The organism is Methanoregula sp. PtaB.Bin085 (assembly GCF_002067035.1).
Classification (GTDB): Archaea; Halobacteriota; Methanomicrobia; order Methanomicrobiales; family Methanospirillaceae; genus Methanoregula.
The window spans coordinates 21,972-37,266 of record NZ_MVQB01000025.1; the positions used below are offsets into that span (position 1 = coordinate 21,972).

At 57.3% G+C, this 15,295-nt stretch carries 9 protein-coding genes; 4 read left to right on the forward strand and 5 right to left on the reverse strand.

What is annotated here, in order from left to right; all coding sequences use genetic code 11:
- Nucleotide 1: 1 nt before the first annotated feature.
- Nucleotides 2–1,882, reverse strand: coding sequence for an MASE3 domain-containing protein (locus A4E33_RS04715; RefSeq protein WP_292346533.1), 1,881 nt, complete (start codon nucleotides 1,880–1,882; stop codon nucleotides 2–4).
- 192 nt (nucleotides 1,883–2,074) lie between these two features.
- Between A4E33_RS04715 and A4E33_RS04720 the strand changes: the two genes are divergently transcribed.
- On the forward strand, nucleotides 2,075–6,622 hold the full coding sequence (locus tag A4E33_RS04720; RefSeq protein WP_292346534.1) for a PAS domain S-box protein: 4,548 nt from the start codon (nucleotides 2,075–2,077) through the stop codon (nucleotides 6,620–6,622).
- A 133-nt stretch (nucleotides 6,623–6,755) separates the two neighbouring features.
- Nucleotides 6,756–8,192, forward strand: a complete 1,437-nt coding sequence (locus tag A4E33_RS04725; protein ID WP_292346535.1) for a PAS domain S-box protein — start codon at nucleotides 6,756–6,758, stop codon at nucleotides 8,190–8,192.
- A 27-nt stretch (nucleotides 8,193–8,219) separates the two neighbouring features.
- On the opposite strand, the gene A4E33_RS04730 is transcribed toward A4E33_RS04725, so the two are convergent.
- Nucleotides 8,220–8,990 carry a response regulator gene (locus tag A4E33_RS04730; protein WP_292346536.1) on the reverse strand — a complete coding sequence of 257 codons (771 nt, stop codon included), beginning with the start codon at nucleotides 8,988–8,990 and terminating at the stop codon, nucleotides 8,220–8,222.
- A gap of 187 nt (nucleotides 8,991–9,177) precedes the next feature.
- Between A4E33_RS04730 and A4E33_RS04735 the strand changes: the two genes are divergently transcribed.
- Nucleotides 9,178–11,223: a PAS domain S-box protein gene (locus A4E33_RS04735; protein ID WP_292346537.1), complete on the forward strand. Its 2,046-nt coding sequence runs from the start codon at nucleotides 9,178–9,180 to the stop codon at nucleotides 11,221–11,223.
- Nucleotides 11,224–11,344: 121 nt separating this feature from the next.
- Here A4E33_RS04735 and A4E33_RS04740 read toward each other — a convergent pair whose 3' ends face one another.
- A complete protein-coding gene (locus A4E33_RS04740) occupies nucleotides 11,345–12,187 on the reverse strand; it encodes an IS1595 family transposase (RefSeq protein WP_292346538.1) in 843 nt (280 codons plus the stop codon).
- Between the two features lie 81 nt (nucleotides 12,188–12,268).
- On the opposite strand from A4E33_RS04740, the gene A4E33_RS04745 reads away from it, so the two are divergent.
- Nucleotides 12,269–13,213: a cation diffusion facilitator family transporter gene (locus A4E33_RS04745; protein ID WP_292346539.1), complete on the forward strand. Its 945-nt coding sequence runs from the start codon at nucleotides 12,269–12,271 to the stop codon at nucleotides 13,211–13,213.
- A gap of 20 nt (nucleotides 13,214–13,233) precedes the next feature.
- On the opposite strand, the gene A4E33_RS04750 is transcribed toward A4E33_RS04745, so the two are convergent.
- A complete protein-coding gene (locus tag A4E33_RS04750) occupies nucleotides 13,234–13,947 on the reverse strand; it encodes a radical SAM protein (RefSeq protein ID WP_292346540.1) in 714 nt (237 codons plus the stop codon).
- Between the two features lie 87 nt (nucleotides 13,948–14,034).
- A partial coding sequence (locus A4E33_RS04755) for an agmatine/peptidylarginine deiminase (RefSeq protein ID WP_292346541.1) occupies nucleotides 14,035–15,295 on the reverse strand: 1,261 nt, incomplete at its 5' end.

Sequence of the window (15,295 nt, forward strand, 5' to 3'; positions counted from 1 at the left end):
GTCAGGAAGGCGCGGCCTGCCGCCATGCGCCCGGCGGGACAACGATCTCAAACCGCGCTCCGTTCCCATGCTCGCTGTTCTCGGCGATGGTGATGCCGGTGATGGACAGGATCTCCCGCGAGAGGAAGAGGCCGAGGCCGGAATGGCGGCCGAATCCCCGCTCGAAGATCTGTTTCCGGTCCGTCGCCGGTATACCCGCCCCGTCATCCTCCACGCGGATCAGCAGCCCCTCTCCTGATTCCTCCGAGGTGATTCGGACACGTGTCATCTGCTGGCCCCCGTACCGGAGTGCATTGTCGATGAGGTTGTAAAAGACTTTTCCGAGCAGGGGATCGGCATAGATCTCGATATCGGCTATGGTAACGTCAAGCCGGATATCGCGCATGGGCAGGGAAGCAGCCGCCTCGTCCACTTTCCTCCTGACCTGCTGCCAGACTGGCGACCTGACCCCTAGATCCTCGTATTCCTTAGTGAAGAGGATCTGCCGTTCGATCGCATCCACCGCCCTCTCCTCCTTGAGGATATATTCGGCGGTCTTCCCTGCGTCCCCGAGGGTCTCCTTGGAAAACCCGAGGTAGGCTTTGAGCGTGAAGATCTGGTTTTTGATATCGTGCCGCGTGATGGTGGAGAGGAGATTCAGCTTGGCGTTTGCCTGTTTCAGGGCTTCGGCAGCCTGGCGGCGTTCGGTGACATCCTCGAAGACCGCAACGAAATATCCCTTCTCCGGGCAGAAGACCGAGACGCGGAGCCACATCTTCAGCGGTTTGAAATCGATCTCGAACGTCTCCGCGTTCCCGGTCGATGCAACGCGCCCGTAGATGTCGAACAGTTCAGGATTCATCTCGCGGATGCCCGGGATCGCATCCAGGGCCCGCCTGCCGCGGATATTGGAGAGCCCCGTCAGCCGGCCGAACGCCTTGTTCACCTCGAGATATTCCCAGTCCGCGGGCCTGCCGTCCGCATCGTAGATCATGCGGCAGTATGCGAACCCTTCCATCATATTGTCGAAGAGCTTCCGGTACTTCTCTTCTTCATCGCGCACCTGCCTTTCGCTCATCCTGAGCTCCCGGAAGATCAGATCGTACGGCCGGGTCAGCCCGATAACAACGAAGACCCGGTAGAAGAAATAGACCGACAGGAGCCGGAAAAGGTGGCCGAGCATGTTCATGAACCCGTACACGCCCACGTATGAGGTGAATGCGATTTCGCCTGCGATGAGGAATGCCTGGGCGGTCACCAGCAGCCGGAATACCCCGGGTTCGAAATGGTCCCGTTTCCGGTACATGATGAGGATGGTTGCAACAAGGATTGCAGAGATGACGTACTCGCTTACGATCTTGAAAGGGGTAAGTCCGCTGCCCTCGATATAGCATTGCGGGAAGTTTTTCCAGAAGAAGATACTGGCAAAAAACAGGGCGGCAACTGCAGAGCAGGCCGCGACGACGATCGCAGTATCGTATTTTCTCGTTTCTGTCAACGGCCTTCCGATGAAGAACGTGGCGACAAGGAACGCGATGCTCTGGAAGTACCGTGCCGCAATCCAGAGCTGGGTGGGAAGGTCGGCATTGCTGCCGGGAAAGACCCCCATCCCCTTGTAGGCAAGGGTGTGGACGAGATCAATGCACCCGAAGAACAAAAACGAGATGCCGACGATAAGGAAGAAACCGTCGGGCAGGAACCGGCGGGAATTCCAGATGATAACGAAGATCGAGAAGACAACCGCGATGCCGGCGAGCTCCACGAGCGCATGGAAGAGCAGGAAATCGGCCGTGCTGATGAAGTACAGGATACAGAGGACTCCTGCGATGAGGACGACTTCGTAGCCTGAGATCAATGTTTTGCCAACCCGCTCGCTCTCCCCGGCAGACGACGTTCCATCCATCGTGATTCCCCGGCCTGTATGCTTCGTGATTGGGGTTTGACGAAATAATACTTTTTTCTTCGTACCATCTTCCTGCTCCTGCACCATTACGGGTATTCCATAACTCCATGCCGGTCCCGTGCAATATCCCGATGGTGAAATATATTATATAGTTCCTGCAACGACATCCCCTTCATATTGCCGGGATGAACCATGATGAGACCCGCCTCGTTACGTGACAGCCGGGCCTGGGTGCCGCATGCTGCGGTCGCAGGAAGCACATTTGCCGTTCTGCTCCTGACAATCTTTTCCTTAATGCAGGGCATCAGCACAGTCTTCATGCACCTGTATTATCTTCCGTTGGTACTCGCCGGATATTATTACCGCAGACGGGGCATCCCGCTGATCATCGCACTCTCGCTTGCCTATCTCCTCCTGGTTGCCTGGTTCGACTGGTCTTCCCCTATCGAGATCGGGGCGGCCGCGCTCAGGGCAGGAATGTTCACCCTCATCGGGTCCGTTGTTGCATACCTTTCCAACCGGCTTTTCGCAAGGAGCGCGGAAATTGAAACCCTCGTTGCCAATATGCAGGACGTCGTGTACCGGGCCGACTCGGACGGGACCCTGATCATGGCGAGCCCGAGCTGGGCAGCCCTTCTCGGGTATCCTTCGGTGGAAGACTGCCTCGGGAAGAACCTTGCACGGGATTTCTATGTTAACCCGGCCGACCGGGAGGCATTCCTCCGGGCACTTGCTCAGGACGGAAAGGTATCGGGATATATCATCACCCTCAAAAAGGGCGACGGACAGCCCGTGATCGTCTCAACGAGCAGCCATTACTGGTACGGCCCTGACGGGAATATCGGGGGGGTGGAGGGCGTCTTCCGGGACGTAACCCGGCAGCAGGATCTCGAGAAGGGACTCCGCGAGAGCGAGGCGCGGTACCGTGAGTTCTTCACCACATCCCGCGACTGCGTCTTCATCACCACCCCGGAAGGGCGGTGGATTGATTTCAATGACAGCGCCCTCGAGCTTTTCAGATACGACCGGCGCGAGGACCTGTTTGCCGTGCCCATTGGAAGCCTGTACGCAAGTTCCGTTGACTGGGAAAACATTGTCCGGCAGATCGTCCGGGACGGGTACGTGAGGGACTTTCCCGTCCGGCTGAAACGCCGGGACGGGATCCTGATCGATGCCCTCATCACGAGCGTTGCTGTCCGGGACGCTGACGGGGCGGTCCGCCACCTTACCGGGACCGTGCGGGACATCACCGAACATAAGCGAGTGGTGGAGGCCCTTCAGGAAAGCGAGGAGAAATTCCGCCAGTTCTTCAACAATGTCAACGACGCGGTCTACGTCCACCGGATTCACTCTGACGGCAGGCCGGGTAGGATCATCGAAGCTAACGACGTAATGTGCCTCCGGCTCGGGTATTCCCGCGACGAGCTGCTGGCTATGGAGATGCCGGACCTTGTTGCCGGCGAGGGGATGGGGATGATCCCCGATGTTGCGACCCGGATCCGGCGCGACGGCCATGCAACGTTTGAAACCTTCCATAAGACAAAGGACGGAAGCAGTATCCCGGTCGAAGTGAACACCCATCTTTTCGTGCAGAAAGGCGAACGGCTGGCACTCGCAAGCGCCCGCGATATATCGGAACGCAGGAAAGCAGAGGCGGCACTGCGGGAAAGTGAAGAGAAATTCCGGGCAATCTTTGATAGCATCAACGACGCAGTCCATATCCACGGGATTGGAAAAGACGGCCTTCCCCGGCAGATCATTTCCGTGAACGATGCAGCCTGTATCATGCTGGGCTATTCGCCGGAGGAACTGCAGAAAAAGAATCCGCTCGACCTCGTTACCGGGTACCATAACCGCCCGCTCGAAGAGATTGGCAATGATCTTGCAACAAAGGGGCAGGCGGTGTTCGAGACAGAACATATCCGTAAGGACGGGGCCGTCATTCCGGTGGAAATCAATGCCCGTGTCAGCATGATTTCCGAAGAAAAGGTAGTGGTATCCGTTGTCCGGGATATCACGCAGCGGAAACTGACCGAAACAGCGCTCCGCAAGAGCGAGCAGCGTTACCGGTCGCTCTTCGAAAACATGCAGGATGGGCTTGCGTATTGCCGGATGATATTTGACGACAACGGCGCTCCGGTCGACTTTGTCTATCTTGCAATCAACCAAGCATTCGATCGCATCATCGGGGGCGGCACCGTGACCGGGAAACCTGTTACGGAAGTCTTCCCCGGGATCCGCGAAGCCTTCCCGCAGCTCTTCGTAATCTATGGGCGGGTGGCCCGTACGGGTGTTCCCGAATCCTTTGAACTCTATTTCTCTCCCGCAGAAAAATGGCTGCACATTTCCGTCTATTCGCCTTCCCGGGATCATTTCGTTGCCGTTTTCTCAGATATAACAGAAAAACACCGGGCAGAGGAGGCGCTCAGAGCGAGCAGCCGTGCACTCCGCGAGAACCAGGTCCAGCTGGAGAATGCCATGGACCTTGCACATATGGCAAACTGGGAGTTCGATGCCGGGACCGGCGTCTTCACCTTCAATCCCCGGTTCTATGCCCTGTATGGTACGACAGCGGAACGGGAGGGGGGCATGCAGATGCCGGCATGGGTCTATGCACGGGAATTCTCTCACCCGGATGATGCTGAAATGGTTGCCCGCGTTATCCAGAAGGCGGTGGAGAATCCGCAGACCCCGGCATTCAACCAAATTGAACACCGCATCATAAGGAGGGACGGAGAGGTCAGGGATATCGTTGTCCGGTTGTCGGTTGTCACGGATGAATACGGCAGGGTCATCGGAGCCCGCGGGGTAAACCAGGACATAACCGAGCGGAAAAAGGCCGAGGCTGCGTTGCGGGAATCCAACCAGATCCTCGAAGCCGTCCTCAACACGATCCCCGCCAGGGTCTTCTGGAAGGACACAAATCTCGTCTATCTCGGCTGCAACACGGCGTTTGCCCGCGATGCCGGGTATGATAAACCCGAAGAGATCCTCGGGAAGGACGATTTCGCAATGGCCTGGCGGGACCAGGCGGAATTATACCGCGCGGATGACCGGACAGTTATCCAGACCGGGAGAGACAAAATCCTGTACGAAGAGCCGCAGACAACCCCCTCGGGGCAGAAAATCTGGCTGCTCACGAGCAAGGTCTCGCTGAGGGGCCCCGGGGGGGAGACAATGGGTATACTGGGAACGTATCTGGATATCACTGCGCGCAAGCTTTCCGAGGAAGCAGTGCGGGACTCCTCGCGCCGTTTCTCCGATATCATCAACTTCCTCCCGGACCCGACATTCGTGATCGACAGGGACGGAAAGATCATCGCGTGGAATGCCGCGATCCAAAACCTTACCGGAGTCCCGTCAGGAGAGATCCTGGGGAAGGGGAACTATGAACATGCATTCCTCCTGTTCGGCGAACGGAGACCGCTCCTGATAGATCTGGTCATCCATCCGGATCCGGATGCCATCCGGCAGCACTACCCGAAGCTGCAGCGGGATGGTAACCTGCTGTCCGGCCAGTTTCACGTCCTCTCCCTTCGCGGGAAACCTTCCGATCTCTGGATTGTTGCAACCCCGCTCTATAACAGCGCCGGTGAAATCACCGGCGCGATCGAGTCGATCCGTGACATCACGGAGATCAAGAAGACCGAGAATGCCCTGCGGGATCTCAATCTCACGCTGGAGGAGCGCGTGCGCGAACGGACGCAGGAGCTCGAGAACGCGAGGATCTATACCCGCAGCCTGATCGAGGCGAGCGTCGACCCGCTTGTCCTGATCGGCCCCGACGGGACCCTCCGCGACGTGAACAGCGCCGCAGAACGGATGACCGGACTGAGTCGGGATATCCTGATCGGGACTCCGTTCACCAATTATATCCTTGAGAAGAACCAGGCACTGGAGGGTCTTGGTTCAGTGATGCAGACCGGTTCTGCCACGGGCAGCCGGTACACCGTCATCAACCAGGACGGTTCAGCAACACCGGTCATTGCAAGCGCAGCGCTGTTCCACGACCGCGGGGGATCTCTTGCCGGCGTGTTCATAGCCCTTCACGATATCACCCGGATCCTCGAAGACGAAGAGAAGATCAGCACCCAGCTCCGGGAGAAGGAGATCCTGCTGCGCGAGGTCCACCACCGCGTCAAGAACAACCTCCAGATCATCGTCTCCCTCATCAGTCTCCAGACGCGTGCTGTGCAGGACCCGGAGACCGCCGAAGCCCTGCGCGATACCCAGAACCGTGTCCGGGCCATCGCCATCGTACACGAGCGCCTCCACCTGTCCGGCGAGCTCGGGACCATTGATTTCGGGGGGTACCTCCGCTACCTCGGGACAAGCCTCTTCTCGTTCTACCAGAAGAATCCCGCGGATATCCATTTTGTCGTTGCCATGGAAAACGTGATACTCGATATCGACACCGCATCGCCTCTCGGCCTGGTTTTCAACGAGCTCATCTCGAATATGCTCAAGTACGCTTTCCCCGAAGGGCGGAAAGGCGAATGTTCGATCGCGGCGAGGAGAGACGGGAGGATGCTTGTCCTCACGATGCAGGACAACGGGATCGGGCTCCCCCCGGACCTTGACTGGAGAAACAGTCCGACGCTCGGCCTGCGGCTGGTCGGTCTCCTCGTCGGGCAGCTGAAAGGGACCATAGACCTCGACAGGACCGCAGGAACGAAATTCACGATCGCAGTTACCCTGCCGGAGCAGGCGACCGGCATCCACCGGGTCGGGGGATTATGAATGGGACGGACTGCAGCAGGCCGGTTCAGCGCCGGACGCGTCTTCCGTGGATCGACGGTAACCTGCCCCAAGCGACAGGATAATAATATATGACGGATAGTATGCGATGAGAACATTGTACCTGTGATGGACCATGACCGCAGCGCGTATCCTGATCATCGAGGACGAACGTATTGTCGCCGAAGACCTGCGGTTCACGCTCGAGCAGCTGGGGTATACGGTTGCGGGCAGCGTGGCAACCGGTGAGGAGGCGGTGGAGCAGGCAAAAACGCTGGCCCCGGACATCATCCTCATGGACATCTTCCTTGCCGGGACCATGGACGGCATTGCGGCTGCCGAAACGATCCGGGCGTCCGCGGATATCCCGGTCATCTTCCTGACCGCGTTTGTCGATCCGAAGATCATGGAGAAAGCGAAGATCACCCAGCCATACGGGTACATTCTCAAACCCTACGAGGAGCGGGAACTCCACACCGTCATCGAGATCGCCCTCTACAAGCATAGCGCCGACCGGCAGCTCAGGACCATGAACGAGGAACTGGAACGCCGGGTGCTGGAACGGACTGTCGCCCTTAACGACCAGGTGCGGTTCCTCCAGCAGCTGATCGACACCATCCCGAGCCCGGTCTTCTACAAGGACCGGTCGATGAAGTACCTGGGATGCAACCGGGTCTTCGAGAGTTATGTCGGCCTGCCAAAGGACGCCATCATCGGGAAGACCGTGGACGAGATCCTCCCACCGGATATTGCCCGGCTGACGCACGAGAAGGACGAGTACCTGCTCAGCCACGAGGGAATCCAGGTGTACCAGCTCCGATTCCCCCACCCGGACAAGTCGGTGCGGGACATGCTGATGCGGAAGGCGACGTTCGGCGGCAACGGTACTGTCCCGGCGGGAATCATCGGAGTCATGGTGGATATCACCGACCGGATCCGTATGGAGGAGGCGCTCAGGGAGAGCGAGAAGCGGTTCCGGGCCGTTGTCCAGGACCAGTCGGAACTGATCTACCGCTTCCGTGTGGACCGGGTCGTGCTGTTTGCCAACCGGGCGTTCCTTGAATTCTTCCGGCGGGAAGAGAAGGATACGGTCGGCTACATTTACAGGTTACCGGTCCACCCGGAAGATGCCGACGCCGTTGCAGCCCATTTTGCCTCGCTCGTTCCCGCACGCCCTTCGGGGATGATCGAGTACCGCTGTCTCGGGCCCGGCGGGAAGGTCCTGTGGCTCCAGTGGAATAACCGTGCCTTCTTCGATTCCTCGGGGAATGTCACGGAATACCAGTCGGTCGGCCGGGACATCACCCGGAAGAAGGAGATCGAGGAAGAGCAGCAGCGGTCCTACCGGCAGATCGAGGAGAACCTCCAGCAGTTCGCCACGCTCAACGACCATATACGAAATCCCCTGAGCGTGATCGCGATGATCGCCGGCCTGAAGGATGATACCGAATCGCGGCGCATCACGGAGAAGGTGCGCGAGATCGACGAGATCCTCGGCCGGCTCCACAAGGGTTACGTGGAATCGGAAAAAGTGAGAATGTTTCTTCGTATCCATTACGATATCGGCAGCTGAACGGTCGGGGATATCCCCGTATGGCCATTACGCCAGGTTGGTGGGGCCGGTGTCTTTGAGGAGAATGAAGACGTTCTTGTGATCGTCCCGCTCTTCGCGGACAAGGCCTGCCCGGAGGAACGCGTTCCGGCGCCTGCCGCTTTCGGTCGAGAGAGCGGCAACGGGAGGGAGGTAATCGATGGCACCGAGCGCAAGGATCTTCTGGACTCCCTCGTCCTCCGGCTCCCCCCGCTGGGAGGGCGTGATATTGAGCAGTTCGAAAAAATTCCTGCCGATCATGTGTTCCGCCTTGTTGCCGGTGAGGACCTCGGATGCCGGGTTGGCGTACACGATCCGGTTCTTCAGGTCGAGGATGAACCCGCTCTCGGGCATCTTTGTCAGGGCAAGCTCGAGTTTCTCGCGGGCGGAACTCGCCTGGTCACGCAACCGGCGCTTGTAGATGGCGAACTCGATGTTGGAATACAGCTCCCGCTGGTTGACCGGCTTGACGAGATAACTGTGCGAGCGGGTTTTTAATGCCCGTGCGACCGTCTCGTCGTCGGCATACGCAGTCAGGAAGATGACCGGGATATCCGAGAACTCGTTGATCTTCTCGGTGGTCTGGATACCATCCATCGTGCCCTTGATGTGGATATCCATGAGTATGACGTCCGGGACCCGCTCCTGCGCGAGTTTAACAGCCTCGTCGCCTGTGATGGCGGTCCCGATGATCGTATAGCCCATCTTTGTCAGGATCGACTGGAGGGAGAGGGCGACGACCCCCTCGTCTTCGACAATGAGTACTTTTTTCTGCTGCATGCTTCCCGTAACCTCCGGTGTTTTGCCGCGGGGGCCGCAGCCACGCCCGGCCCCCTGATCAGTTCCGGATAGATAATCCCTTAACCCCGGCTTATATAAAACTATATAATACCACGATACAGATGAGAAATCCGGAAGAGCATGACAGCGATGCATGAGCCCATGGCCCGTTCCGGGAGAACCGGCCGTGGCTGATATCGGCGGAAAACGGCTTGCAGCCCTTACGGCTGCGGGGCTCCTGACCATTGCCAATATTGTCCTGTCTATTTTCAGCCTGAAGCACGGAATTCCTGAGATTTATACTTACCTGTACATCGTACCCGTCATCCTCGTTGCCTATATCTCCCCGCGTGCCGGTGTCTATTTCACCATCGTCCTCGGCTGGCTGTATCTCGGCCTCGTGTACCTGTACGGGGCGCTCGATCTCCGGCTCCTCGCTTCAAGTTTCGCATGGTTCTACATTTTCGTATCGCTTGGCGTCCTCATCTCGGCATACTCCAACGAGATCGTAAAACAACGGAAATACCAGGAGATCTTTACCGGGTCCCAGGCAGCTATCTTCACATTTCACCTCAACACGTGCCGGATCCACCAGTTCAATGCGCGGCTTGCGCATATCCTCGGTTACACAGACCGGAATCTTGAAGGCGAGGATATTGCGCTGATCTGGAATGACCCTGCCGATCTTGAAGGTTTTCTCCGGCAACTGGGCGGGGACGGGATGATCAATGATAAAGAAGCGGTATTCCGGAAAGCCGATGGAAGCGAGGTCTGGGTCCAGGTGACTGCGTCGGTGACGGGAGAAGACATTGTCATTCTTTCCGCTGTCGACGTAACGGCACGGAAACAGATCTCGGATAAACTTCGCCAGACGGAGATCCAGTACCAGCTCCTCTTTGACCAGGCCGGTGATCCCATCATCATCCACGATTACGGGAACAGGATCCTTGCAGCGAACCGCATTGCTGTCCAGCTGTCCGGGTATCCTCTCGGGGAATTGACCGCCATGAACTTCACCGATCTTGACATCGAACGCTGCACGGAATGGACCCGGCAGTGTATGCGGGAGGTCGAGGCCAGGGGGACTCTTATCTTCGAGACTATCCATCATAACCATTCAGGTATGGAGATTCCCGTGGAGATCAGCAGCAGCAGGTTCGAATTCATGGGGAAACCAGCAGTGATCAGCATAGTCCGGGATATCTCGGAACGGAAGAAGGCCGAGGCGGCAATCCGGGAACGCGAACAGAGGTTCCGCATGACCGGCGACCTGATCCCGTACGGGGTCTGGATTGCGGATGCCGCTGGTGAGTTCACGTACTGTTCGGATTCCTTCCTCTCGCTGCTCGGGATGACGCTCGAGGAGTGCCGGGGCCTGGCATGGATGAAACGGCTGCCGGAAGCGGACGCGGACCGGACCCGCCATGACTGGGAGGAGGTTGTGCGCGTTGGGGGATTCTGGGACTATGAATACCGCATGACTGACCGTAAAGGGCGGGAGCATTTCATCCTCAGCCGGGGTTCGCCGTTCCGGGACAGTTCCGGATTGATCGTTTCGTACGTGGGCATCCACCTTGACATTACCGACAGGCGCCAGTACGAGAACAGGCTGGAGGCATCGCTTGCCGAAAAAGAGGTGATCATCAAGGAGGTCCACCACCGGGTCAAGAACAACATGCAGGTCATCTCCGGGTTCCTCCAGCTCCAGTCGACGTTCACGGATGACCCGGCGGCTTCGGAGATGCTTGCCGAATGCCAGCGCCGGGTCCGGTCCATGGCGCTCGTGCACGAGAAGCTTTACCAGTCCCGGCACCTCGGGTTCATTAATGTCGCGGAATATATCAAAAGCCTTGTCTCGGAACTGCAGGAATCGTACGTTGTCCAGGCCGACATCACTTTCAAAGTCGACGTCGAGAGCGTGAACATCAACCTCGATATCGCCATCCCCTGCGGACTTATCATCAACGAGCTGCTGACGAACTCCCTGAAATATGCATTCTGGGAACGGCCGTCGGGAACCATCACGATCGAACTCCGTCTCTCTCCCGACCACCAGTTCCATCTCAGGGTCTGCGACGATGGCAAAGGACTGCCGGAGAACTTCGATATCGCAAGTACCTCGACCCTCGGCATGCAGCTTGTCCAGGTACTGGTCCGGCAGCTTGGCGGGACGATCGCAATCGTTTCGAAAGCCGGGACGTGTTTCGACATCACGTTCCCGGAGAAGTTCTGATTGGAAGGTGTTTTTTTTGCGGCATTGTGAAAGGTAAGATTTTACCGGCTGATGTTCACCCGAGACCATGGGCAAAATTCTCGTTCTCTGATCAAACCCGGAGTTTTTTATTTGGTAATTATCAAAGATCAGCCCCTAAAATGATATGAATCAAGTCGGCAAATAACACTTTTTCTCTGTTGTTGTATCTCCATTCCATTTCCTTGATGTAATAGAGGAACATCTCCTTCGAGATTCCATGATGTTTCATCAGCCGTTCTTTAGCAAACGACCAGAATCCTTCGATGCCATTGATGTAGACTTTTCCCTGCTTGAATTTGTATTGATGATCAATACTGAGGTGACGATATCCACAGAACATGAGAGAATCATACCCGCACCATTTGTCGGTATAAACAATGGATCCTCTTCTAACCTTTTTAACTGTTTCATTCAACAGGGATTCAGCTTTTACATTCGACAGAATACTGACTGAAACCTTCCCGCCCCGTTCCAGGATCCCGAATACAATCGTTTTGTGACCGGCACCCCGGCCTCGCTTACCTTTTCGTCTTCCACCGAAGTATGATTCATCGGCCTCGATCTCACCTTTCAGGAGAATATCCTCTCGCGCGAGATGAGAGGCAATTGATCTTCGAAAGAGTTCAAATGCCTTCAGGGTTGTCGGATAACTGATGTCGACTTGACTGCATGCTTTCCTGGCACTGACTTCCAGTTCGAATAATTTTATGAGAAGAAGTAAGGAGACGATGGGTATTTTCTGCCCGGATATCGGTGTGTTGGTAAATGGGGAATAATCTCTCCGACACCGTTTACAACGAAGTCGGGTTTGGTTCATCAGGTAATAGTCCGGACTACCACACGATGGACATTGAATCCCTTTTATCTTCTGAACTTCTCGTAAGAGGTAATCAAATGCCCGTTGTTCTGTTTTACAGATTTTTATTAGTTCAGGTAAATCCATCTGCCCCACCTTTTATTTGTGGGGGCGGATATTTTACAATCACCTTTTATTTTTTAAGGGTCAAGTATCTCCATACCAACAATGTTGCATGCAGCACCTGCCGGCGGGGACGGATCCGGAGCATCCCTTGCCGAAAAGCAGCGGACCGTCTTTATCAGCCTCATCGTTGACTTCGTCCTCTGGATCCCGGATGTCATGGCCGCGGTCCTCTCGATGTCCATCGTGCTCTTTGCCGATGCTGTGAAATGTCTCAACGAGATCCTGGCAACGTTCTTCTCGTACCTTACCCTCCGCAAGATGGCAAAGGGCGGGGGCGGCACCTACGATTACGGAATGGGAAAGTTCGAGACCATGACCTCCGTGATTACCGGTGGCGTCATGTTTGTCTCTCTTCTCCTGGTCTTCTTTGTTGCCATGTACCGGATTGTACACCCGGAGTCAATCGTGCACGAGGGGGCATATCTTGGCATGGTCCTCATGGTCATCGGCGTCTGCATGAACACATTTCTCTGGAAGAAGAATTACCGCGTATCTCTCAGGGAGCCCTCGCCCATCATGGACTCCCAGTGGCGGCTCTTCCGCACCAAGGCCATATCGGATTTCTCGGTTCTGCTCTCGCTCATCTTCTCGCTCGCCCTGTCAGAGTATGCCTGGTCGTATTATATCGATCCTGTCGCGTCCTTCTTCATCGCCGGCGTCCTCTTCCTCTCCGGCTGGCGTGTGATCACCGCGTCCGTTCCGGACCTGCTGGACAGGACCCTGGATGAGGAACTCCAGATGGTGATCGTCCAGCACCTTGCCGTCTTCTTCAACGAATACGCAGCGCTCCACGGTGTCCGTTCCCGCCGATCCGGCAGCAACATCTATATCGAGATCTTCCTTGAGTTTGACAGCGACAGGAAAATGGGAGACGTACAGGCAACCATAAACCGGATCAAGGCGGCACTCGAAACGCAGATCCCGAAGAGCACGGTCAGTATCGTACCGACAACTGTGGATATGAGCCGGAAGGAAGACGGGGCGTGAGAAGAAGAAAGAGATCTTTCTCAAATCCCCGTCAGCGCCTCCCGTAACCGTTCGAAGTACTCATCCGTAAGCGCGTACTCCAGCCCGTGCTCACGGTACACATGGTCCGCATAATGGTAGTTCATCCGGTCGATGAAGACGTAGTCGACCTTACCCTTCAGGAGCCGGACCAGATCTTCCGCACCGGGCAGCACCGGAGCGATCATGGCATAGGTCCGGACACCGGCCCGGTGCAGGGTGTCCAGCGCTTCGATCCGATCTTCGACCGCAGGGGCATGAGGTTCGAAGATCTGCCGGATACGATCGTCGGCAGTCGGTATGGAGAACCCTGCCTCGATATCCGGGGCGCTCCGGATGAGATCAAGATCGCGCAGCACCAGCGGCGAGCGGGTCTGGATCACTACGGGCCACGAGTTCCGGGCAAGGATCTCAAGGCACTGTCGGGTCAGACGGTATTTCTCCTCGAGGGGCTGGTACGGGTCGCACACGCCGCTGATCCAGACCTTATTACGTTTCTTCTTCCGGATCTCCTTCTCGAGAATGCGGGGGGCGTTGACCTTGACATCCACGAACTCCCCCCATGGTTCCCGGTGCCCGGTCACCCGTTTCATGAACCGGGCATAACAGTAGCTGCACCCGTGCTGGCAGCCGGTGTAGGGATTGACCACGTACGGGTAGATCTTCGAAGGGGTGAGAATGGATTTTGCCTGGACTTCCTTGACAATCAGGGCCATTCCGGTGCTTCCTCCTGCGCTGTTGGCGGGATCCTGCCGGGGAAGAGGGGGAGGTGTTTTCAATGATTCCCGGTCGGAACCGGTATCTCACACCCGCGGCTGCTGCTGGGTGGCGCAGTGGAACGTCCCGCAGCCCTCGACCAGAGCCCGGGCATCGATCCCGGCAATCGTGCGGTCCGGGAAGAGATCCTGGATGATGCGGAGGGCTTCTGCATCGTGAGGGTCGTTGAAGACGGGGACGACAACGACCGTGTTCCCGATGTAGAAGTTGGTGTAACTCGCCGGGTACCGCTGTTCGCTGTCGGCCACCTTTGCAGGCATCGGGAGCTTTATCACGGTCAGGGGCCTGCCGTCCTGGTCCGACGACTGGCGCAGGATTTCGTAGTTTTCGTGCAGGGCAGCGTAATTCTCGTCACGAATATCCGTCTCGTACGCGCAGACGACCGTGGATGGATTGACAAACCGTGCAATGTCATCGACGTGCCCGTCCGTGTCGTCTCCAGCGATGCCGTCGTTGAGCCAGATGACCTTCTCGACACCGAGATATTCCTTCAGCAGCTCCTCAATCCGGTCGGCCGAGAGGGACGGGTTGCGGTTGGGATTGAGCAGGCATGCCCGGGTTGTAAGTACGGTCCCCCTCCCGTTGACATCCACCGATCCCCCCTCGAGCACGATGCCCGGTTCGAACATCGGGAGGCAGAGGCGCCGGTTCATGGTATGGGGCATCTTCCCGTCGGCAAGCTGGTTCTCGTACTTGTTTCCCCAGGCATTGAAGTTCCAGCGGACCATGGCGATCCTTCGGAGAGCCCGGTTGACCACGAAGGTCGGCCCGTAGTCGCGGATCCAGACGTCCGAGTACTCGCTCGTGTGCAGGACAATCCTGGTCATATCGGCTCCCATCTCGCGGAGCCGCGCCCGGACCCGCCGGTGGATCACGGCAGTCGGGACGAAGACTTCGACACGCTCGGATGCGTGGACTGCCATAATGAACGCAAAACAGGCATTTTCCACGTCAGCCAGGCGGGGGAACGTAAGTTCGTTGTGGGGCCATGAGATCCAGACGGCATCGTGGGGCTCCCATTCCGCGGGCATGTGGAATCCGCGGTTTCGCGGCGTGTCGCCCGGCCGGATGGCCGGGAAGACCCCGGACTCGCCGGGGAACGGGGCAACGAGCCGGCCGTAGGTATCCGGCCTGCGGTTCCGGAAGAACCCCCACGATTCCCGGACATTATTGTTCATTGAGAGGTCAGCGGTGGCAAGCAGGATCTCCTCACTGCCGGATGCCCGGGCAAGTACCTTGCCGAAAGCGTCGCACACAAAGGATCCGCCAAAGAACGAGCAGTCCCCC

Bases quoted from the DNA above. Each gene is read 5' to 3' on its own strand.
- A4E33_RS04740 (WP_292346538.1), bottom strand. From the start codon at position 12,187: ATGGATTTACCTGAACTAATAAAAATCTGTAAAACAGAACAACGGGCA.
- A4E33_RS04750 (WP_292346540.1), bottom strand. From the start codon at position 13,947: ATGGCCCTGATTGTCAAGGAAGTCCAGGCAAAATCCATTCTCACCCCT.
- A4E33_RS04720 (WP_292346534.1), top strand. From the start codon at position 2,075: ATGATGAGACCCGCCTCGTTACGTGACAGCCGGGCCTGGGTGCCGCAT.
- A4E33_RS04725 (WP_292346535.1), top strand. From the start codon at position 6,756: ATGACCGCAGCGCGTATCCTGATCATCGAGGACGAACGTATTGTCGCC.
- A4E33_RS04745 (WP_292346539.1), top strand. From the start codon at position 12,269: ATGTTGCATGCAGCACCTGCCGGCGGGGACGGATCCGGAGCATCCCTT.
- A4E33_RS04715 (WP_292346533.1), bottom strand. From the start codon at position 1,882: ATGGATGGAACGTCGTCTGCCGGGGAGAGCGAGCGGGTTGGCAAAACA.
- A4E33_RS04730 (WP_292346536.1), bottom strand. From the start codon at position 8,990: ATGCAGCAGAAAAAAGTACTCATTGTCGAAGACGAGGGGGTCGTCGCC.